Annotated in this window: 20 protein-coding genes; 19 read left to right on the top strand and 1 reads right to left on the bottom strand. The window is 30.8% G+C overall.

Translation table 11 applies throughout. The features are described from left to right. The first annotated feature begins 29 nt into the window (after positions 1 to 29). The 6 genes from ACTB1H_RS01840 (at position 30) to ACTB1H_RS01815 (ending at position 5,877) form a co-directional block, all read left to right on the top strand. A complete protein-coding gene (locus tag ACTB1H_RS01840) occupies positions 30 to 1,169 on the top strand; it encodes a THUMP domain-containing class I SAM-dependent RNA methyltransferase (RefSeq protein ID WP_463261131.1) in 1,140 nt (379 codons plus the stop codon). 4 nt (positions 1,170 to 1,173) lie between these two features. After that, positions 1,174 to 1,704: a cob(I)yrinic acid a,c-diamide adenosyltransferase gene (locus tag ACTB1H_RS01835; protein WP_463261130.1), complete on the top strand. Its 531-nt coding sequence runs from the start codon at positions 1,174 to 1,176 to the stop codon at positions 1,702 to 1,704. A 23-nt stretch (positions 1,705 to 1,727) separates the two neighbouring features. Continuing rightward, positions 1,728 to 2,852 carry a SpoIIE family protein phosphatase gene (locus ACTB1H_RS01830; protein WP_463261129.1) on the top strand — a complete coding sequence of 375 codons (1,125 nt, stop codon included), beginning with the start codon at positions 1,728 to 1,730 and terminating at the stop codon, positions 2,850 to 2,852. Positions 2,853 to 2,864: 12 nt separating this feature from the next. After that, the gene (locus ACTB1H_RS01825; protein ID WP_463261128.1) at positions 2,865 to 4,160 is read left to right on the top strand and encodes a glucose-6-phosphate isomerase; all 1,296 of its coding nucleotides are present in this window, start codon (positions 2,865 to 2,867) and stop codon (positions 4,158 to 4,160) included. Positions 4,161 to 4,236: 76 nt separating this feature from the next. Then, positions 4,237 to 5,016 (top strand): enoyl-CoA hydratase-related protein, encoded by a 780-nt coding sequence (locus ACTB1H_RS01820; RefSeq protein ID WP_463261127.1) that lies wholly within the window; start codon positions 4,237 to 4,239, stop codon positions 5,014 to 5,016. A 12-nt stretch (positions 5,017 to 5,028) separates the two neighbouring features. Then, positions 5,029 to 5,877 (top strand): 3-hydroxybutyryl-CoA dehydrogenase, encoded by an 849-nt coding sequence (locus ACTB1H_RS01815; RefSeq protein ID WP_463261126.1) that lies wholly within the window; start codon positions 5,029 to 5,031, stop codon positions 5,875 to 5,877. 25 nt (positions 5,878 to 5,902) lie between these two features. On the opposite strand, the gene murC is transcribed toward ACTB1H_RS01815, so the two are convergent. After that, positions 5,903 to 7,318, bottom strand: coding sequence for a UDP-N-acetylmuramate--L-alanine ligase (gene murC, locus ACTB1H_RS01810; RefSeq protein ID WP_463261125.1), 1,416 nt, complete (start codon positions 7,316 to 7,318; stop codon positions 5,903 to 5,905). A gap of 216 nt (positions 7,319 to 7,534) precedes the next feature. Here murC and spoVG point away from each other — a divergent pair, with 216 nt between their 5' ends. The 13 genes from spoVG (at position 7,535) to tilS (ending at position 21,490) form a co-directional block, all read left to right on the top strand. After that, positions 7,535 to 7,825, top strand: a complete 291-nt coding sequence (gene spoVG, locus ACTB1H_RS01805) for a septation regulator SpoVG (protein WP_463261124.1) — start codon at positions 7,535 to 7,537, stop codon at positions 7,823 to 7,825. Between the two features lie 127 nt (positions 7,826 to 7,952). Continuing rightward, positions 7,953 to 9,338 (top strand): bifunctional UDP-N-acetylglucosamine diphosphorylase/glucosamine-1-phosphate N-acetyltransferase GlmU, encoded by a 1,386-nt coding sequence (glmU, locus tag ACTB1H_RS01800; protein WP_463261123.1) that lies wholly within the window; start codon positions 7,953 to 7,955, stop codon positions 9,336 to 9,338. 17 nt (positions 9,339 to 9,355) lie between these two features. Continuing rightward, positions 9,356 to 10,303 carry a ribose-phosphate diphosphokinase gene (locus ACTB1H_RS01795; RefSeq protein WP_463261122.1) on the top strand — a complete coding sequence of 316 codons (948 nt, stop codon included), beginning with the start codon at positions 9,356 to 9,358 and terminating at the stop codon, positions 10,301 to 10,303. A 16-nt stretch (positions 10,304 to 10,319) separates the two neighbouring features. Next, complete coding sequence (pth, locus tag ACTB1H_RS01790; RefSeq protein WP_463261121.1) at positions 10,320 to 10,880, top strand: aminoacyl-tRNA hydrolase; 561 nt, start codon at positions 10,320 to 10,322, stop codon at positions 10,878 to 10,880. Positions 10,881 to 10,930: 50 nt separating this feature from the next. Beyond that, positions 10,931 to 14,452 carry a transcription-repair coupling factor gene (gene mfd / locus ACTB1H_RS01785; RefSeq protein WP_463261120.1) on the top strand — a complete coding sequence of 1,174 codons (3,522 nt, stop codon included), beginning with the start codon at positions 10,931 to 10,933 and terminating at the stop codon, positions 14,450 to 14,452. A 14-nt stretch (positions 14,453 to 14,466) separates the two neighbouring features. Further along, positions 14,467 to 15,387: a peptidylprolyl isomerase gene (locus tag ACTB1H_RS01780; RefSeq protein WP_463261119.1), complete on the top strand. Its 921-nt coding sequence runs from the start codon at positions 14,467 to 14,469 to the stop codon at positions 15,385 to 15,387. 21 nt (positions 15,388 to 15,408) lie between these two features. Continuing rightward, a complete protein-coding gene (locus ACTB1H_RS01775) occupies positions 15,409 to 17,010 on the top strand; it encodes a putative polysaccharide biosynthesis protein (protein WP_463261118.1) in 1,602 nt (533 codons plus the stop codon). Between the two features lie 12 nt (positions 17,011 to 17,022). After that, entirely contained in the window at positions 17,023 to 18,504 is a 1,482-nt protein-coding gene (yabN, locus tag ACTB1H_RS01770; protein WP_463261117.1) for a bifunctional methyltransferase/pyrophosphohydrolase YabN, read from the top strand. Between the two features lie 37 nt (positions 18,505 to 18,541). Continuing rightward, the gene (locus tag ACTB1H_RS01765; protein WP_463261116.1) at positions 18,542 to 18,841 is read left to right on the top strand and encodes an HU family DNA-binding protein; all 300 of its coding nucleotides are present in this window, start codon (positions 18,542 to 18,544) and stop codon (positions 18,839 to 18,841) included. A gap of 45 nt (positions 18,842 to 18,886) precedes the next feature. Further along, positions 18,887 to 19,129: an RNA-binding S4 domain-containing protein gene (locus ACTB1H_RS01760; protein WP_463261115.1), complete on the top strand. Its 243-nt coding sequence runs from the start codon at positions 18,887 to 18,889 to the stop codon at positions 19,127 to 19,129. A 61-nt stretch (positions 19,130 to 19,190) separates the two neighbouring features. Then, positions 19,191 to 19,526 (top strand): FtsB family cell division protein, encoded by a 336-nt coding sequence (locus ACTB1H_RS01755; protein ID WP_463261114.1) that lies wholly within the window; start codon positions 19,191 to 19,193, stop codon positions 19,524 to 19,526. Between the two features lie 113 nt (positions 19,527 to 19,639). Further along, positions 19,640 to 20,056 carry a S1 RNA-binding domain-containing protein gene (locus ACTB1H_RS01750; protein ID WP_463261113.1) on the top strand — a complete coding sequence of 139 codons (417 nt, stop codon included), beginning with the start codon at positions 19,640 to 19,642 and terminating at the stop codon, positions 20,054 to 20,056. A 48-nt stretch (positions 20,057 to 20,104) separates the two neighbouring features. Next, entirely contained in the window at positions 20,105 to 21,490 is a 1,386-nt protein-coding gene (tilS, locus tag ACTB1H_RS01745) for a tRNA lysidine(34) synthetase TilS (RefSeq protein ID WP_463261112.1), read from the top strand. Positions 21,491 to 21,505 lie beyond the last annotated feature (15 nt).

The following is a 21,505-nucleotide window of genomic DNA, read 5'->3' as shown; positions in this document are numbered from 1 at the left end:
AGTATAATATAAATATGAGGTGGGATTAATTGAAAAAAATTGATATAATAGCTTCAACAACTTTTGGGTTAGAAGCTTTAACAAAAAGAGAGCTGTTAAATTTAGGATATGATGAATTTAAAGTTGAAAATGGCAAGATAACCATTAGAGGCGAAATAGAAGATGTAGTTAAATTGAATATGTGGCTTAGGACTGCAGAAAGAATATCTATTAAAGTAGGAGAATTTAAAGCTTTTAGTTTTGCAGAATTATTTGATAAAACCAAAGAACTCCCATGGGAAGAATGGATAGATATAGATGGCAATTTTTTAGTTTCTGGAAAAAGCCTAAATTCAAAGCTATTCAGTGTTTCTGATTGCCAAAGCATAGTAGAGAAAGCTATAGTTGAAAGACTGAAAGAAAACTATGATGTGGAGTGGTTCTCAAAAACTGGAGCTAGATTTAAAGTAGAAGTTTCACTTAATAAAGATATCGCGACACTTACTCTTGATACATCGGGAGATGGACTTCATAAGAGAGGTTATAGAAATAGAGCAAATTTAGCCCCCATTAAAGAAACTCTTGCTGCAAGTTTAGTGATGCTAAGCTATTGGAACAATGACAGACTTTTATACGATCCTTTTTGTGGATCTGGAACTATACTATTGGAAGCCTTATTAATAGGCAAAAATATTGCTCCTGGATTAGACAGAAAATTTGATTTTGAAGAATGGGAAGTATTTTCAAAAGAACTTGTTAAAGCAGAAAGGGTTAGAGCAAGAAATTCTGTAAAACATGATGTTAAACTTAGAATTATGGGAAGTGACATTGATAAGAAATCAATTTTGATTGCAAGAGATAATTTGGCGAATTTGGGATTGGACGATGAAATAACTTTCTTTGTCAAAGATATGAGAGAGGTTGATATAAAAAACGAATATGGTGTTTTAATAACCAATCCTCCATATGGCATTAGAATGGGAGACAACGATGAGGTTAGACAGTTATATATAGATTTTGGCAATAAATTTAGAGAACTAGACAAATGGTCAATATATGTTATCACAAGCGATGAGGAATTTGAACATTATTTTGGCAGAAAATCTGATAGAAAGAGAAAGTTGTATAATGGAAGAATAAAGGTTGATTATTATCAATTCTTTGGGCCTAAACCAACAAAGGAAGGGTGATTTTATGGGAATTTATACTAAGACAGGAGATAAAGGGACTACTTCATTGTTTGACAATCAGAGAGTTTATAAAGATGATATTAGAGTAGAAAGCTATGGTACGATAGATGAACTTGGCAGTTTTATAGGTTTAGCAAAGAATTATGTAGAAGAAGATGAAATAAAGGAAATTTTGTTCAAAATTCAAAACAAGTTATTTGTAGTGGCATCAAACCTAGCAACAATGGATCAAAATAAGATAAAATACAGAGTAAAAGAAGATGATATTGATTATCTTGAGAATATAATAGATATTTATATGGACAAAATAAACAATCCAACAGGATTTATCATCCCGGGGACTAACAAACAATCAGCTCATTTGCATGTTGCAAGGACTATTTGCAGAAGGGCTGAAAGGAGAATAATTTCATTATCTAAAGAAGAGTATGTAGATGAAACTCTAATAAAATATGTTAACAGATTATCAGATTGTTTATATGCTTTAGCTAGATATTTAGAGGATAAAGAAGAGAAAGTAAATTATGAAGGATAGTGTATATACCGCGGGGTGATTTTGTGATAGAAAGTAACAATAAATTAAATAGCAAAATTACTATGTTTCAACATGGGATACTAAATTATCAAGTATTAGATGGAATGGCAGATTGGGTAAGAGTAGTATCGAAAGAAGGACTAGTAATATATGCAAATAAAGCTATGAAAAGAGATTTGGGAGAAGACATAGTTGGCTCTAGTTGTTATAATATTTTGACCAAAGAGGATAGATGTGTTCATTGCATAACATTACAAAGCATATTTTCTGGGGAAACTTTCCAAAAGGAAGAAATAGTCAACGGTAGGTATTATTCTGTAAAGAGTTCACCAGTAAGAAATGTTGATGGTGATATTGTCGCTGCAGTTGAAGTTTTTAGAGATGTTACAAGAGAGAGAAAACTAGAATTAGAATTACTGGAGAGAAATAAACTCATAAGTGAAGATTTAAAATTTGCAAGAAAAGTACAAGAGAAAATTTTGCCCAGGCAAGGAATGTTTGAAAATCTTAATATAGAATATATTTATAAAGCATCAGAAATGCTTAGTGGAGATATGTTCGATGTATTTCGCATTGATGATGAAAAAATAGGCATATATATAAGCGATGTAGCGGGCCATGGGATTGCTGCTTCTATGCTTACTATGTTTATTAAACAAATGATGAGAGATATAAAAGACGAAATTAAGAGCCCATCTAAAGCACTTTTAGAATTGCATAAGAGATTTATAGAATTTGGCTTAGAACCTGATAAATATTTCACAATATTTTATGGTGTATACAACAGAACTGAAAGTACTTTTTCCTATTCAAATGCTGGGCATAACTGCTATCCTATAAAGTTCAATAGCATTGATGTCAATCCATTAAAAATGAAAGGATATCCTATTACCATTTTGTTTGATGAGATGAACTATGAAGAAAAGCAAGTAAAACTAAATATTGGAGACAAAATCTTATTATACACTGATGACATAACTGAAGCTATGGACTATAATGGAAAACAGTTTGGAATAGAAGGAGTGCTCGATACAGTTAAAAATCACCCTGACAATTTGCTTCATGAAATCGAAGACAAATTTATTATACACAGTTGGGGAGAGCAAAAAGATGATTATGCATTAGTTTTAGTAGAAGTGAAGAGTTAAAGGAGGAAAAATATGGGAATAAATTTTGATAATACAAATTCATTTATTAAAGATTACGAATATAAGTTTATGGAATCTCAGGTTAGATTAGCACATAAAATGCTTCATGATAGAACAGGGCAAGGAAATGACTTTACTGGATGGCTTGATTTATCATTGCATTTTGATAATGAAGAATATAAGAGATTGTTAAATAAAGCTGATGAAATAAGGGAAAATGCGGATTATTTCATAGTAATAGGCATAGGAGGTTCATATCTGGGGGCAAGAGCAGTCATAGAGGCATTAAATCATAGCTTTTATAACCTAATTGAAAAGAGCAAAAGTCCTAAGGTGTTATTTGCAGGGAACAATATCTCTGGGAAATATCTATCTGACTTATTTGAAGTAATCAAAGATAAAGAGGTATATGTAAATGTAATTTCTAAATCAGGAACTACTACAGAACCAGCTATTGCATTTAGGTTTTTTAAAAAATTCATGGAAGAAAAGTATGGAAAAGAAGGAGCAAAGAAAAGAATCATTGCTACAACAGATAAAAGCAAAGGAGCATTAAAAGAATTAGCTAAAATAAATGGATATGAAACATTTATAATACCTGATGATATAGGTGGAAGGTATTCTGTATTAACTCCAGTAGGCTTACTTCCGATAGCTGTTTCAAATATAAATACTGACGAAATATTAAAAGGTGCTTTTGATGCTGAGAAGATATATTCAAATGATAATTTGTTTGAGAATGAATGTTATATGTATGCAGCATCGAGGCAAATTTTAAATAGAAAAGGTAAAGATATTGAGATTTTGACAAACTATGAGCCATCATTATCTTTTATTTCGGAATGGTGGAAGCAATTATATGGTGAATCAGAAGGCAAGGATGGGAAAGGAATATATCCAGCAAGTGTAAATTTCACTGCAGATTTACATTCAATGGGACAATGGATTCAAGATGGTAAAAGAAATATATTTGAAACAAATTTAATAATTAAAGAATTAGGCAAAGATATGACTATTGAAAATGAAGAAATGGATTTAGATAAACTAAATTATCTCTCAGGAAAGACTATAAGCTATGTAAATGAGAAGGCTTTTGAAGGAACTCTGCAAGCACATGTAAAAGGGAATGTTCCAAATTTAGTTATAGAGATTGAAAAATTGGATGAGTACAATATGGGAAGTTTGATTTACTTCTTTGAAAAAGCATGTGCAATTTCTGGATATATTCAAGGAATTAATCCATTTGATCAGCCTGGAGTCGAAATGTATAAGAAAAATATGTTTAAACTATTGGGAAAACCTGAATAATTCTTAAAATTTGGTGTGGAATTTAAGTTGAAAAACAATAAAGATTGTTATATTATAAACAAAGAGGGGTGATAGCTTGAACTATGAAAATATCATTTTAAAGAAAGATGGAAACATCGGCATCTTATCTATTAACAGGCAAAGTGCTTTAAATGCTTTAAATTTAGAATTGTTGTCTGAAATTTCAAAAGCTGTGGATGAGTTAATCAGTGATGAAGAAGTTTATGTTATTATAGTCACGGGAGAAGGAAGAGCTTTTGTTGCTGGAGCAGACATAACAGAAATGAAAGATTTAGATTCAGCTAGCGCTAGAAAATTTGCTCAAGCAGGTCTTGACGTATTTAGAAAGATAGAAATTTGTGAAAAACCTTCCATTGCTGCAATAAATGGATATGCATTAGGTGGAGGATTAGAACTTGCTATGGCATGTGACATTAGAATAGCATCAAATAAAGCTAAATTCGGTCAACCAGAGGTTGGATTGGGGATAACTCCTGGGTTTGGTGGAACTAATAGACTTCAAAGATTAGTTGGGATTGCAAAAGCTAAAGAACTTATCTTTACCACTGACATAATAGAAGCAGATGAGGCTTTTAGAATTGGATTAGTTAATAAGATAGTTAATCCTGATGAACTTTTGAGCGAAGCCATTAACATGGCAAAAAAAATTGCATTAAAATCGCAACCAGCAGTAAGGTATTCAAAAGTGGCTATAAACAGAAGTGCTGAAGTTGACATCGAGACAGGAATGGAAATAGAAAAAAATTTATTTGGTCTGTGCTTTGCAACAGAAGATCAAAAAGAAGGCATGAAGGCATTTGTTGAAAAAAGAGCCCCTCAATTTAAGGGTAAATAATGGAGGCGAAAAATGAAAAAGATAGGTGTATTAGGCAGAGGCACAATGGCATTAGGAATTGTTCAAGTTTTTGCTCAAAAAGGATATGAAGTAATCGTTTGGGTAAGATCTATCGATGAAAACAACAAAAGGGGTAGCATAACACCGGTTGAAAAAGCTTTTGATAAATTAGTGTCAAAAGAGAAGATGTCTAGAGAGGATATGGAAAAAGCTCTATCATTAATATCCATTACTACATCTTATGATGATTTAAGTGACTGTGATTTAGTTATTGAAGCCATTTCAGAAGATATGGACATAAAAAAAGAAACTTTCAAGAAATTAGATGAAGTTTGTAAGAAAGAAGCCATACTAGCAACAAATACTTCTTCTTTGTCTATTACAGAAATTGCTAACGCAACAAATAGACCTGACAAGGTAATCGGCATGCACTTTTTTAATCCAGTACCAGTTATGAAACTCATCGAAGTCATAAAAGGGATTGCAACTTCAGAGGAAACTAAGAGAATTATATTTGATTTAGCAGTAAAACTTGATAAAGTGGCGGTAGAAGTTGAAGAAGCTCCAGGGTTTGTGGTTAATAGAATACTTATTCCAATGATAAATGAAGCAGTAGGTATTTTAGCCGATGGAGTTGCAACAGCAGAAGACATAGATGAAGCTATGAAACTAGGAGCTAATCATCCTATTGGGCCTTTAGCTTTAGCTGATTTGATTGGTTTGGATGTTTGCCTAGCTATAATGGATGTTTTGTATGATGAATTTAAAGACTCTAAATATAGAGCTCATCCACTATTAAGAAAGATGGTTCGTGGGAACTTACTAGGAAGAAAAACTAAAAAAGGGTTTTTTGAATATTAAAAAGCAGGTTATTTAACCTGCTTTTTTATACTACTATTTTATTTTCTCTATTTTGATTATATAGATTTAATAGATTTTCCCCTATCTCGTATACATTCCCTGCTCCCATAGTAACTATGATGTCGTGATTAGTTACTTCTTTTAATAGAAAATTTTCAATATCTTCAAATGATCCTAAATAAATAGCATCAGTACCTGCTTGTCGTATCTTTTCGGCAAGATCTCTAGAATGAATTTCTCCTAAATCTTTTTCTCTAGCAGCATATATATCAGCTATAATAACTTTATCTGCATCGGAAAAAGCTTTGGCAAAACTATCAAGCAGTATTCTCGTTCTTGTAAAAGTGTGAGGTTGAAAAACACAATAAATCTTTTCTTTTGATGAATTTCTAATAGCTCTTAAAGAAGCCATGATTTCAGTTGGATGATGAGCATAATCATCGATTATCTTGATATCACCTAAGAATCCTTTGTTCTCTAGTCTCCTATGAACTCCGTGAAAAGCAGATAAACTCTTGAGTATATCTTCATCATTAATTCCGATTAAATTAGCAACACTATAAGCTGCCAAAGCATTATATATATTATGTTCTCCCATTACATTCAGCTTCAGATTGCCTATAAATGAACTATCTTTGTAAATATCAAAAGAAGGATAACCTCTAAAATCATATTCAATATTTCTAGCATTTATATTTGCTTCATTATTGATTCCGAAAGTAATTATGTTTGAATTTACATGATTTATTATAGAATTTATATTCTCATCATCAATATTAACAACTAAATAACCATAATCAGGTATATTTTTAAAATATGCTTTGAAAGTGTTTTTTATGTGTTCAATATCCTCAAAATAATCTAAATGATCTTCATCAATATTTAAAATCACTGCAATTGTTGGAAAATATTTCAAAATATTAGCCTTGTATTCGCAAGCTTCAGTTAAAAGCAAATCATCTGAACCTAATTTTACATTTCCACCTATGTCATCTAAATTTCCACCTACAAGCATTGTAGGATCTAAATAATTGTGATTAAGTATGCTTGCAAGCATACTAGTTGTTGTTGTCTTTCCATGAGTACCAGAAATACCGATGCTATTTTTATAATTTTTCATCAATGCCCCTAAAAATGTTGCTCTATCAACTAAGGGGATACCTCTTTTTAAACACGCATTTAATTCTTCGTTATCTTGCGAAACAGCATCAGTATAAATAACTAAATCAGAATCATCTATATTTTTCTCATCATGACCAATAAAAACCTTGATTCCAATATTTTCGAGATGATCTGTGACAGAACTTCTTTTCACATCTGTTCCTGTTACGGAAAAACCTTTATAATGAAGAATTTCTGCTAAACCACTCATACTAATTCCACCTATACCAATAAAATGGATTTTTTTGAAAATTTTTTCATATAAATTAAATTCAAACATTTACTTTCCTCCTGAAGACGTATATAATCAATATATAGTATTGTTTTTTTTATTATTTTAATTGGTTTTCGGATAAATTATATCACAATGAGATAAATATTAAATACTTTTTTAAATTTAAAATAAATAAAGTTAAAATAAATAAAGGTATTTTTCTAAAAAATTAGAATATATATATTTGGATGTGATTGTTTCGTCTAGGAAGGTGGTGAGACTATGAAGATAACAGACGTAAGGGTAAGAAAAGTAACAGAAGAAGGCAAAATGAAGGCAATAGTGTCTGTGACTTTTGATGATGAATTTGTTGTTCATGATATAAAAGTCATAGAAGGGCAAAATGGGTTATTCATTGCTATGCCAAGCAGAAAAATGGCAGATGGTGAATTTAGAGACATTGCTCACCCAATTAATGCCACCACAAGGCAAAAAATCCAAGAAGCAGTTTTTGAAGAGTATGAAAAAACATTAGCACAAGAACACACAGCACAGACTGAAATCAACGAGTAAAAAAGCCAATAGGCTTTTTTACTTTTTTTGACTTAAAATTTATCATCAAATATTGTAATTTGATATAGACTTATTTTTGTTTTGGGATAAAATAAATAAAGAGAGTAAAACAAAAGGTGGTGATAGATTGAATATTGGAATAATTCTTGCAGCTGGAGAAGGCAAGAGGATGAAATCAAGGCATCCAAAAGTATTACATAAAATTTGTGGTAAACCTATGATTTCATATGTCTTAGAAGAGGCTACTAATGCAAACATAGAAAAGAAAGTGGTTGTTGTTGGTCATAAAAAAGAAGAACTTATTGCTTATTTAAAAGAAACTGATTCAATCATTAAAGAACAACCGACAGGAACAAATGATCCATATGGAACTGCGTTTGCAGTAATGCAGGCAATTGATGAGGTCGAAGATAATGACAATGTAATCATTTTATGTGCAGATACACCTCTTATAACAAGTTTATCGTTGAGAAATCTCATAGAATATCACAAAAACACAAATAGCATTGCTACAGTTTTAACTACTATACTTGAAGATCCTACTGGATATGGTAGAATAATAAGAAAGAGCAATGGTGATTTATTAAAGATAGTAGAGCAAAAGGATGCATCGGAAGATGAAAGAAGAGTAAATGAAATAAATTCTGGAATTTATTGTTTTAATGGTAAAGCTTTAAAGGATTCGATAAAAAAAATAGACAACAATAATGTTCAAAATGAATATTATTTAACTGATGCAATCGAGATTTTAAATTCACTTGGCTTAAGGGTAAGTGCATATAAAATTGACGATTTTGAAGAGATAATTGGAGTAAATTCAAGAGAGCAGTTAGCATATGCCTCAAAAATTATGCAAAAGAGAATAAACAGATACCATTTAGATAATGGAGTTACTCTAGTTGATCCTGACTATACTTACATTGAACCAAACGTAAGCATAGGTTATGATACGATTATATTTCCAGGAGCTGAAATAGAAAGTGGTTCTAGAATAGGAGAGAATTGTATAATTAGAGGGATAACTAGAATATCAAATAGCATCATTGGTGATAATTGTGAAATAGAATCAACTCTTATAGAATCAAGCATAGTTGGAAACAACTGTCATATAGGCCCATTTGCACACTTAAGACCAAATTGCAGGTTAGAAGATAATGTCAAAATTGGGAATTTTGTAGAGATTAAAAATTCATCTATTGGTGAAAATTCTAAAGCAGCTCATCTATCTTATGTGGGAGATGCTGAAGTAGGTAAAAATGTTAATATTGGATGTGGGGTTGTATTTGTTAACTATGATGGCAAAAATAAATATCGCTCTATTGTGAAAGATAATGCTTTCATAGGCAGCAATTCCAATTTAGTTGCTCCAGTTATAGTAGAAGAATATGGATACATAGCTGCGGGTTCAACAATAACTGAAAATGTAAATGAAGGAGACCTTTCAATAGCTAGAGCAAGACAAGTAAACATTCAAGGTTGGGTTAAGAAAAAGGGATTAATAAAACATAAATAACTAGGAGGAAAATACAAATGAATCTTTGCTATGGGGAGATTAAAGCTTTTAGTGGTAATGCCAACAAAGAGCTTGCAAAAAAAATATGCGAAGAGATGAATGCTAAACTTGGCGACTGTGAAGTATCGACTTTTAGTGATGGAGAAATAAATGTCGATATAAGAGAAACGGTAAGAGGAGCAGATGTGTTTATCATTCAACCAACATGTTCACCCGTAAATGACAATCTAATGGAGTTACTGATAATGATTGATGCGGTTAAGAGAGCTTCTGCAGGGAGAGTTAATGCTGTAATACCATATTATGGGTATGCAAGGCAAGATAGAAAGACAAAAGCAAGAGAACCTATTACTGCCAAATTGGTAGCTAATCTTATTGCTGTAGCAGGTGCTGATAGGGTTGTAACTATGGATTTACATGCAGGACAAATACAAGGATATTTTGACATTCCTGTTGATCACTTATCTGGGATACCTTTGTTGGCAAACTATTTTAAAAATATTATCGATAAAGATTCGATAGTAGCTTCACCTGATTTAGGTGGCGTTACTAGAGCTAGAACTTTTGCTAATATTTTAGATCTTCCAATAGCGATCATAGAAAAAAGGCGACCAAAGGCAAATGTTTCTGAAGTTATGAATGTAATAGGTGATATTGAAGGCAAGAATGTAATTTTAGTTGATGATATAGCTGATACAGCGGGAACAATTGTAAAAGCTGCAAGTGTTTTGAAAAATTTTGGAGCAAATAAAGTGTACGGCTGTGCAACTCATGGAGTACTTTCAGGACCTGCCATAGAGAGAATTCATGATTCGGTATTAGAAAAATTTGTAATTACAGATACCATACCATTACCAGAAATGGCAAAGATAGATAAAATTGATATAGTAAGCGTAGCTCCTTTATTTGCCGAAGCTATAAAAAGAATTAACAGCAATCAGTCAGTAAGCATAATTTTCAATTGAACAAGGAGATGGTTCGGTGATAATAGTTGCCGGGCTGGGTAATCCAGGCCAAGAGTATGCAAATACTCGACATAATATAGGATACATGCTAGTCGATGAACTGGCTAAAAGAAATAATATAGATATAAACAGAGTTAAATTTGACAGTTTTACTAGGGAAGTAAACCTTTTTGGAGAAAAAGTCATTTTGCTTAAACCAATAACTTATATGAACAATAGCGGTATAGCTATAAAAAAAGCTGTTGCTTTCTATAAAATACCTCTTGAAAACCTGTTGATTATTTACGATGATATAGATATAGATTTTGCATCAATAAGAATAAGAAAAAAAGGCTCAAGCGGAACTCATAACGGTATGAAATCTGTTATAAAAGAATTAAACAGCACTGATTTTCCTAGAATTAGAATAGGTGTTGGCAAAAAACCACAGGCTTGGGATTTAGCTGATTTTGTTCTTAGTGATTTTACCAAAGAGGAAAAAATAAAGATTGATAAAGCTATAATAAAGGCAGCAGATGCAGTAGAAACATTTATAAAAGATGGAATAGATAAAGCTATGAACTTATATAATGATTAACTTAGATGCCCAGGTTTAACCTGGGCTTAAGGTGTTAAGAGGGGAAAAGTATGAAAAATGTTTTAATTGATCCATTGTTAAATTTGGATTCTTATAGAAAACTAAATGAGAGCATTGAAAAAAGCGAATTTCCAATAATGATACATGGATTAATTGAAGAAAATATTTCGCATATTACTTATGCACTAAATAAACATTTAAACAAGCAAATTTTTATTATAACTTCTGAAGAAACAAGAGCGAAAAAATTAGCTGAGAATTTAACATCAATGACAAACAGTGATGATATAGAATATTTTCCTAAAAGGGAAACAATTTTTTACGATATAGAAGCATTAAGCAATCAAATCACACACGAAAGACTGAGAATTTTATACAGACTTATCAAAAATGATAATATGATAATAACATCAAGTCCTCTTAGCTTATTCAATATGTTAATGGATAGGCATATATTTATCGAATCTATAATGCATATAGATATAGATACCACAATAGATATTCAATCGATTCAAAATAAACTAGTAGAAATAGGATATGAGAGGGTAAATCTTGTTGAAGGGAAAGGACAATTTAGCATTAGAGGAGGAATAATAGATATTTATTCTCCAAACAATACTTATCCCGTAAGAATTGAGTTATTTGACAATGAAATAGATTCAATTAGATACTTTGATCATATCACTCAAAGGTCTATTGAGAACACAAATGAAGTGGACATAATTCCTACAAAAGAGATATTTTTATCTGAATCTCAAAAAAAATATTCTGCACAAAATATAATAAAAGATTTAAACAAATATTTGCAAAGACAAAAAAACGCCAAAGCAAGTGATGCGGCAGTTAATAAATTCAATTCAATAATTGAAAAACTAAATGAAAACAGTGATTTAGCAAACTTAGACTTAATAATACCTTATATAAAAGAAGATATTCTTGGGAACATAGTCGAATATTTAGCTAATGATTGTATTATTTTTATTGAAGAGCCAGTAAAAATTGAGGAAAAAATCAAGATAAATAAAGAAATGAACAATTCGGAACTATTGGAGCTTTTTGATACTGGGGAGATACTTAGTGGTCATTTAAAATTTAATTTTGATTATTCAATATTTACGAAGATCTTAAAAGGAAAAAACATAATAATATCAAGCTTTTTTCTAAAAGAGGATAGAGATTTCCCACCTAAGTCAATACATCAAATTTCAACAAAACAAGGTTCATATTATGCAAATAAGTTTAATTTTCTTTTAGATGATTTAAAAAGATATATTTATCGTGGCTATAAAATCATAATTTTTTCAGGAAGTGTAGAACGTGCTCAGAGATTAAAAAAAGAACTAGATGAGGCTGATGTTTATGCATCAATAATAGAGAGTGAAAACGAAGTTATTCAGTCTTCTCAAGTGTTTTTAATTCCAAGAAGCCTGGAGAAAGGTTTTGAATATGAAAGTGCTAAATTTGTTTTAATCAGTGATAGGGATATATTAGGTACTAATAAAAGGACTAAAAAAAGCATAAAGAAGAAATCAAAAGGCAATGATTCTATATCTTTAGGGGATTTAAATGAAGGCGATTATGTAGTTCATGAGAATCATGGCATTGGGCAATATTTAGGAATTGTACAACTTGAAGTAGGTGGAGTAAAAAAAGATTATCTATCAATAGCTTATAAAGGTAAAGACAAACTATACTTGCCAATAGAACAAATGAATATGATTCAAAAGTATGTAGGTAATGATACAAACTTGCCTAAGGTTAACAGCTTAAATAGTATAGAATGGGTCAAAAAGAGAAATAAAACCAAGAAAGCTATTGAGGAAATGGCCAAAGACCTCGTAGAACTTTATGCCAAGAGAGAAAGCATAGAAGGATATGCATTTTCTAAAGATACTGTATGGCAAAAGCAATTTGAGGAAAGTTTTCCATATCAAGAAACTGAAGGACAACTAAGAGCTGTAGAGGAAATAAAAGCTGACATGGAAAGAAAAAGACCTATGGATAGGCTGCTTTGCGGAGATGTAGGATATGGGAAAACAGAAGTAGCTTTAAGGGCTGCTTTCAAAGCAGTAATGGATGGAAAACAAGTAGCAATCTTAGTCCCTACTACAATATTGGCGCAACAACACTATAACACAATTATTGAAAGATTTTCTGATTTTCCTGTAAAAATAGGAATTTTAAGCAGATTTAGTTCTTCTAAAACCATAAAAAACACAATATCAATGATAAGAAAAGGTTCGATAGATATTGTTGTTGGAACACATAGATTATTGTCAAGTGATGTAGTTTTCAAAGATTTAGGATTGCTTATAATAGATGAAGAACAGAGATTTGGAGTTAAACACAAGGAAGCCTTGAAGAAGCTTAAGGAAAATGTTGACTGTTTAACATTAAGCGCTACACCTATACCAAGGACACTAAATATGAGTTTAATTGGTATTAGAGATATGTCCATTATTGATGAGCCGCCAGAAGAAAGATATCCTGTTCAGACATATGTATCTGAATTCAATAAATCACTTATTAGAGAAGCTATACTAAAAGAAATTTCAAGAGGTGGGCAAGTCTACTATGTTTATAACAGAGTAGAATCTATTGAAAAAATCGCTTTTGAACTTGAACAATTAGTACCTGAGGCAAGCTTTAGAGTAGCCCATGGACAGATGACAGAAAGACAATTAGAGAATGTTATGCTTGATTTTATAAATAACGTATTTGATGTATTAGTATGTACTACAATCATAGAGACAGGAATGGATATACAAAATGTAAACACAATAATAATTCATGATGCTGATAAATTTGGATTATCTCAGCTTTATCAGTTAAAAGGCAGAGTAGGCAGAACAAACAGGCTCTCTTATGCTTATCTTATGTATCAAAAAGACAAAGTTTTAAGTGAAGTAGCTCAAAAAAGATTGAAAGCTATCAAAGATTTTACAGAATTTGGAGCTGGATTTAAGATTGCTATGAGGGATCTAGAAATCAGAGGTTCTGGGAATTTACTAGGGTTAAGTCAACATGGTCATATTGAAAGCATAGGATATGATTTATACATTAAATATTTGAGAGAGGCTATTCAACAGGTACAAGGTGTAAATACAGTTGAAAATGTTGACACTACAATAGATTTGAAATTAGATGCTTTTATCAGTTCATCATATATCGAAGAAGAAGAGCAAAGAATAGAGATTTATAGAAAAATATCATCAGTTGAAAACAATGATGATATACAAGAATTAACAGATGAATTAATCGATAGATTCGGCGACATTCCTAAACCAGTCTATAATTTGATAATGATTTCATATATAAGATATCTTGCAAGTAGAAATCAAATAATAAATATTCAACAAACAGATAAAGGTTTAAAAATTTATTTTGCTAATTCAAATAAGCTATCTTTAGAGCTAATTTCTTCTTTAACAGATCTGTATAAAAATAATATTTCATTTGATTTAACAAAAGATGCAAACATTTCTGTTAGGGTAAAAAAGGACAAACTTAAAACAACTCTAGAATTAGTTGAAATAATTGACAAAATCAACAATAAGCTTCAAGATGTATAAAAGGAAGTGGTTATTTGAATAATAATATAAAAAGGATTCTATTCCTTTCATTATCATTAGCAATATTGCTAACTGGTTGTGCTTCGAATAAAAAAGGGATAATCGCTGTGGTAAATGGAGAAGAAATTACAATTGAAGAATACAATAAAGAACTTGAGATATATAAAGCATTTTTTGTGCACCAAAATGTTAAGGAATTTCTTTATGAAGAAGTAGAACCAGGTAAGACATATGAATCCAAGCTAAAAAGAGATGTTCTAGACAAACTCATTCTTGAAAAAATTATAGAACAGGATTTTACAAAAAGTGGCTTGGTGATAACTGATGATGAATTGGCTGAATATATCGATGAAATGATAGGAGATGTAAAAGAAGAGTTTATTGAAGTTATTGACGAGATTGGTGTAAGTTGGCAAGAAATAGAGCGATTAGAAAAAAATGAATTGATGATAAACAAACATAAAGCTCATTATTTTGAAACCATAGAAATTGAAGAAAAATTAATAGATGATTATTATAGAAATTACAAAGATATGTTGATAAAGTATAGGATTAGTGAGATATTTTTAGAAGATGAACAGAAAGCTTTTGAAGTATTAAATAGAATTAGAAATGGAGAGAGTTTTGAAAAAGTAGCAGAGATTGAATCCGAAAATAGTATATCTGCAATTCATGGAGGAGACATAGGGTTTGTAAGAGGCGGAATAAATCCTTTTTTAGATGACTATATAAAAAAGCTAGAAATAGGAGAGATAAGCGATGTAATAAAAGCTCCTAATGGATACTATATAATAAAGCTTACAGATAAACTTGAAACACTAGAAGAACTAAGAGAAGATATAGTACAAGAACTAAAAAAAGAGAGTTATATTGCCTATGTAACAATGTTAAAAGATGAATCAAAGATTAAAGATTATTATGATTATTTTAATTAATTCATCCAGGAGGATAATTAGATGTCAAAACAAAATAATTTCGTAAAAGGGGCAGCTATTCTTGGAATAGCTGGAGTGATTGTCAAAATATTAGGAGCGATATATAGAATACCTCTCTCGAACATTATAAAAGATGAAGGTATGGGATATTATCAAACTGCTTATCCTTTCTATGTTTTATTACTTACAATATCAACTTCAGGTATACCTGTAGCGGTAGCTAAGATCGTTTCAGAAAGAAGGGCACTGGGAGATTATACAAATGCTAATAAAGTATTTAAAACAGCACTTACTGTAATGGCAATTGCCGGAGTGGTTACATCTTCCATATTATTGATATTTGCAAATAGAATAGTCGAATTCTTAGGTAATCCAAATGCTTATTATGCACTTATTGCACTAGCGCCAGCATTGCTTTTTGTACCTATAATGTCAGCTTTTAGAGGCTTTTTCCAAGGTAGACAAAATATGGTGCCTACTGCACTATCTCAAATCATAGAACAATTATTTAGAGTGGTATTTGGACTTACTTTAACGATAATACTGCTAGATAATGGGATTCCAATAGCTGCAGGTGGAGCATCTTTAGGAGGTTCTGTAGGAGCATTATTCGGAACTATTTGCATAGTTTTTATTTATTACTTATTTAGGGATACCATAAAAAAAGAGTCTAATAGAGCAATTGAAGTTAAGGATTACCCAGCCAAAAGCATCATTAGAGATTTATTATTAATAGCAATCCCAATAACAATTGGGTCTGCTATAGCACCAATTATGGATGCAATAGATGCTGGATTGGTATTGCGAAGACTTCAATCGATATCTTTTTCTCAACAAGAATCAAATGCTTTATATGGACAACTAAAAGGGATGGCACAAACACTGATAAATCTACCACAAGTATTTTCGATGGCCATAGCAATGAGTTTAGTTCCTGCTATTTCTTCACTTAAAGCAAAAGGAGAAAAAGGAGAATTAAACTCTACAATTTCATCTGGTATTAGAATAACTTTATTGATAGGAATGCCATGCGCTTTGGGGCTATTTGTTTTAGCTGAACCAATAATCAGGCTCTTGTATTTTAGCAATACTGAGGAAGTAATAGTTAGTACAGGGAGAATATTAAGATATTTGTCTTTTGGTGTAATATTTCTTACATTAGTTCAATCTTTGACAGCCATAATTCAAGGGCTAGGAAAGCCATTTATACCCGTAAGAAACTTGTTTATTGGAGCAATGGCAAAGATTTTTTTAACATATACTTTAACGGCTATACCTTCAATAAATATTAATGGGGCAGCAATTAGTACAGTTACTGCATATGCAATTGCTTCCATGTTAAATTTGAGGTATGTGGTAACAAGAGGTAAAATAGATTTAGAATTAAGAGATATTCTAATAAAACCTATGATTTCTTCATTGTTGATGGCAATAGTTGTTGCGCTAGGCTACTACTTGATAAACATGGTTTTAGGCAACTCAATTTCAACTTTAGTAGCAGTTTTTCTAGGCGTAATAGCATATATCATAGCTTTATTTGCTACAAAGACTATAACAAAAGAGGATATTATGCTGATAACAAAAAATGAAAAGATATTGTCAATAGCTAGCAAATATCTTTAGTTGGAGGTTCTGATGAAAAAAATAAATGTAATAGGCTTAGGTTGTGGGAACATAGAATCCTTGACCTTAGGAGCAGTAGAAAAAATAAAAAGTGGAAATAAGAATATTTTAAGGACTAAAAACCATCCTACAGTGGAATACTTTTATGAAAATAAAGTTGATTTTACAAGCATGGATTATATCTACGAGACGGAAGATAATTTTGATGATGTTTACGATAAAATAGTTTCAGCATTATTCTATGAATTAGAATATAATGATGAAATAAATTATATAGTTCCAGGACACCCGATGGTAGCTGAAAAAACAGTAAGTATTTTGTTGCAAAGAGCTAGCCTTAAATCAGTAGAAATAAATATAGTTCCTAGTGAAAGCTTTATTGAGCCTCTGCTTGCATCTCTTAAAATTGATCCAATAGATGGGATAAAAATTATAGATGCATTAGAATTAAAAACAACCCATATTGATATAAATTTTAATCATATTATTTGCCAGGTTTATAACATGAGAGTTGCTTCTGAAGTAAAACTGATATTATCAGAAATATATGGCGATGAATATGATGTATATTTAGTCCATTATGCCGGTGTAAAAGGAAAAGAATTGATAGAAAAAATAAAAGTTATGGAAATTGACAAATCTAAAAACATAGGGGCATTGACATCTTTAGTTGTTTTAAAAGTTGATAAAGAAAAAAATCCTATATATGACTTTAATGATCTAGTTAATATAGTTGCACAGTTACGCTCTAAAGATGGATGCCCATGGGATAGAGCACAAGATCATTTTACATTGAGAGAAAATTTGATAGAAGAGTCATATGAAGTAATCGAAGCTATAGAAGAAGAGGATTATGATCACCTAGCTGAAGAACTAGGAGATTTAATATTGCAAGTTTTGCTACACACTCAAATAGCATATGAAAATGGCTATTTTACACTAATAGATGTTACAAGCTCACTTGCTAATAAGTTAATTACAAGACATCCTCATATTTTTTTAAAAAAAACACTGGTAAATACTGAAAAAGTAGTATATAATTGGAATATGATAAAGTATGGTTCAAGATCCATTGATACTTTATCGGGTAGAATGGAGAATATCCCTCGATTACCTGCACTTTTAAGAAGTAAAAAGATACAAAATCTAGCTTCTGAAATAGGCTTTGATTGGATTGACATAGAAGGCCCTATAAAAAAGGTTTTAGAGGAATATAATGAACTACTTGAGCTAATTGAAAATGGAGAAAAAAATACTCTTAAATATGAAGATGAATTAGGAGATCTTTTGTTTTCCGTTGTAAATTTAGCTAGATTTTTAAAGGTCAATCCTGAGATTGCTCTGCATAAAGCTACAGATAAATTCATAAGTAGATTTAGAGTAGTCGAAGAATTAGCCAAAGAAAAAGATAGAAATTTGCTTGAGATGAATATAGAAGAATTAGATGAATTGTGGGATCAAGCAAAGACTCGCTTAGATGACACAACAAAATAATTTTTAAAGCTCATTTAAAATAAAAGGAGGAGTAAAAATGAACAAAGCTGAATTAATCGCTAGCATGGCAGAAAAGAGTAACCTTACAAAAAAAGACGCAGAAGCTGCATTGAATGCATTCATGAAATCTGTAGAGGAGACTCTAGTAGCAGGGGACAAAGTTCAATTAGTTGGGTTTGGAACATTCGAAGTTAGAGAAAGAAAAGCAAGAGAAGGAAGAAACCCAAGAAATCCTGAAGAAGTAATTAAGATCCCAGCTTCTAAGGCACCTGTTTTCAAAGCAGGAAAAGCTCTTAAGGAAAGTGTAAACGCAACTAAAAAAGGTAAAAAGAAATAAAAAATCAGGTCTTAGACCTGATTTTTTTTAACAGGAGTGAGATTTATGAGAATTGATAAATTTCTTAAGGATTCAAGAATTATAAAGCGAAGAACAATTGCAAAAGAAGCATGCGATGAAGGGAAAGTATCTATAAATGGGAAAATTGCAAAAGCTGGAGATGAAGTAAAATCAGGAGATATAATTGAGGTTAGGTTTGGAAATAAGAATTTAAAAATTGAGGTAGTAAATACAAAGGAAAATGCATCAAAATCTGAAGCTGCAGAAATGTATAAAATAGTTGAATAGATGTTGAAATTCATACAGAAAAGTGAGATAATTCTATATATAACTTTTAGGTGGTGATCTCATGCCCGTAAAAACTACAAGAAGAAAAAGAAAAATTAAAAAGAAAGGATTTAGAATCCACCATCTTTTAATTTTACTCATGCTTTTATATACAGCCACTACTTACTTAAATCAAATGGAAATGAAAAAGAATCTTATGAAAGAAAAGTCTCAATTAGAAAATGATATTTTTAATTTAGAAAATGAAATTACAATGTTAGATAATGAAATTAAGGAAAGTGGCACTTTATCATTTGTAGAAAAAGTTGCGAGGGATGAGTATGGCTTAGTTAAGCCAAGAGAGATAATATATATTGACAAAAATAAATTAAATGAAAACAATCCATTTAAAAGATAAAATAATGAGTTAATTTAAAACAGTATGACCTCTTAAAGATAAGTGATTGACAAGCAGTAAATATTGATATATACTTATCATATATTATTAATCTAAGGAGGAAGAATTAATTTATGCCCCTATCTGTAGGAGAAATAGTTGAGGGTACTGTAACAGGTATAACAAATTTTGGAGCTTTTGTTGAGCTGCCAGATGGAAAAAGTGGTTTGGTACATATATCAGAAGTGTCTCACGAATATGTAGAAAAGGTATCAGACTATTTAAAAAAAGATCAGAAGGTCAGAGTGAAGGTCTTGTCGATATCTAATGATGGAAAGATAAGTTTGTCAATAAGACAAGCAAAACCAAAAACTTCAAAACCAGCCGATATAGATTGGCACAAGAATGATGAAAGACAGAGAAATTTATCTTTTGAGGACATGCTCAACATGTATTTAAAAGATAGCAATGAGAAATTAGACCAAATGAAAACAAGAGATAATAGAAAGAGTAGTGGATTAAGAAGCAAAAAAGCAGGATATAACGATTAAATAAACCGGGTTTCCCGGTTTTTTGTTTATATAAGAAAAGGTGAAGTTATGGAAGAACTATTTAGAAAATTTTATAAAACAATAGAAGAAAATGGTTTGATTTTACCTAAAGAGAATATTTTAGCAGGTATATCTGGAGGAATTGACTCAGTAGTATTATTGGATTTATTAGTTAAATTAAAAGAAGTGTTTGATTATAATCTTTATGTTGCTCACTTAAATCATGGTGTAAGAGGAATAGATGCAGATAGAGATGAAGCGTTTGTAGAAGAATTGTCGAAAAAATATAATTTGCAATTTTTTAGCAAAAAAGTAGATATGAACAGATATGCTAAAGAAAATAAAATATCATCTGAAGAAGCTGGTAGAATTCTAAGATATGGGTTTTTTAGAGAAGTTTTAAGCACTTTAGGCAGTGGGAAAATCGCTGTGGCTCACAATAAAAATGATCAAGCAGAGACCATAATGCATAGGATAATTCGTGGCAGCGGAATAGATGGACTAATAGGCATGAAATTCAAGTCACAAGATATAATAAGACCTATATTAAATATTAAACGAAGTGAAATTTATGAATACCTAATATTAAATGATTTAGACTATGTCGAAGATTATACTAATGCCAAAACAATGTATCAAAGAAATAAAATACGATTGGAATTATTTCCATATATCGAAGAAAACTTTAATCCTAATATTGTAGACAGTTTATATAGACTTTCTAAAAATGCGCAAGCGGATGCAGAAGCTTTAGATGAAATTGCAGAAAAAAAGTTTAAATTATTGATGAAAAAAAAAGATAATAATAGTATAATCATTCAAGGCAGTATTTTAAATGAGGAAACTCCTGCAATTAGGAATAGAATAATAAGGAAAGCCATATTTTATCTTTGCGATGATATAGTGGATATCGACCAAAAGCATATTGAGATGGTAAGTGATTTATTAAAGAGCAACACAACTGGCAAAAGTATAGATATAGGCAAATCTATAAAGGCTAAAATCTCTTACGGAAATCTACATTTACAATTAGAAAAACCAGAAAGTTTAGCTTTTGAACCAAGAGAATTATCTTTAGGAGAAAATTTGGTAGAAGAATTAAATTTAAAGCTAAACATTGAAATAGTAGATTTATCTGATATAAATTATAATTTATCAAATACAAAGTACTTCGACTATGATAAAATAAAAGAGCCAATTATTATAAGGACAAGAAAAAATGGCGATGTTTTTTATCCTTTAGGTTTAAATGGGAAGAAAAAGATAAAGAAGTACTTTATTGATAAAAAAGTACCCTCTGAAGAAAGAGATAAGATTCCTCTTATTTGTGATGATAATAACATAATTTGGGTTGTTGGATATGATATTTCAGATATTTTTAAGATTACAAATAAAACTCAAAGGGTATTAAAAATGCAGTATAAAAAATTTTAGTTTGGAGGAATTCAA

The organism is Soehngenia sp. (assembly GCF_055108775.1).
This window is presented reverse-complemented; position numbering and strand designations above follow the sequence as displayed.

Coding starts and splice junctions, on each gene's coding strand:
- tilS (WP_463261112.1), top strand. CDS start 20,105: ATGGAAGAACTATTTAGAAAATTTTATAAAACAATAGAAGAAAATGGT.
- ACTB1H_RS01775 (WP_463261118.1), top strand. CDS start 15,409: ATGTCAAAACAAAATAATTTCGTAAAAGGGGCAGCTATTCTTGGAATA.
- ACTB1H_RS01815 (WP_463261126.1), top strand. CDS start 5,029: ATGAAAAAGATAGGTGTATTAGGCAGAGGCACAATGGCATTAGGAATT.
- spoVG (WP_463261124.1), top strand. CDS start 7,535: ATGAAGATAACAGACGTAAGGGTAAGAAAAGTAACAGAAGAAGGCAAA.
- ACTB1H_RS01750 (WP_463261113.1), top strand. CDS start 19,640: ATGCCCCTATCTGTAGGAGAAATAGTTGAGGGTACTGTAACAGGTATA.
- ACTB1H_RS01765 (WP_463261116.1), top strand. CDS start 18,542: ATGAACAAAGCTGAATTAATCGCTAGCATGGCAGAAAAGAGTAACCTT.
- ACTB1H_RS01825 (WP_463261128.1), top strand. CDS start 2,865: ATGGGAATAAATTTTGATAATACAAATTCATTTATTAAAGATTACGAA.
- ACTB1H_RS01760 (WP_463261115.1), top strand. CDS start 18,887: ATGAGAATTGATAAATTTCTTAAGGATTCAAGAATTATAAAGCGAAGA.
- mfd (WP_463261120.1), top strand. CDS start 10,931: ATGAAAAATGTTTTAATTGATCCATTGTTAAATTTGGATTCTTATAGA.
- ACTB1H_RS01835 (WP_463261130.1), top strand. CDS start 1,174: ATGGGAATTTATACTAAGACAGGAGATAAAGGGACTACTTCATTGTTT.
- murC (WP_463261125.1), bottom strand. CDS start 7,318: ATGTTTGAATTTAATTTATATGAAAAAATTTTCAAAAAAATCCATTTT.
- ACTB1H_RS01755 (WP_463261114.1), top strand. CDS start 19,191: ATGCCCGTAAAAACTACAAGAAGAAAAAGAAAAATTAAAAAGAAAGGA.
- ACTB1H_RS01795 (WP_463261122.1), top strand. CDS start 9,356: ATGAATCTTTGCTATGGGGAGATTAAAGCTTTTAGTGGTAATGCCAAC.
- yabN (WP_463261117.1), top strand. CDS start 17,023: ATGAAAAAAATAAATGTAATAGGCTTAGGTTGTGGGAACATAGAATCC.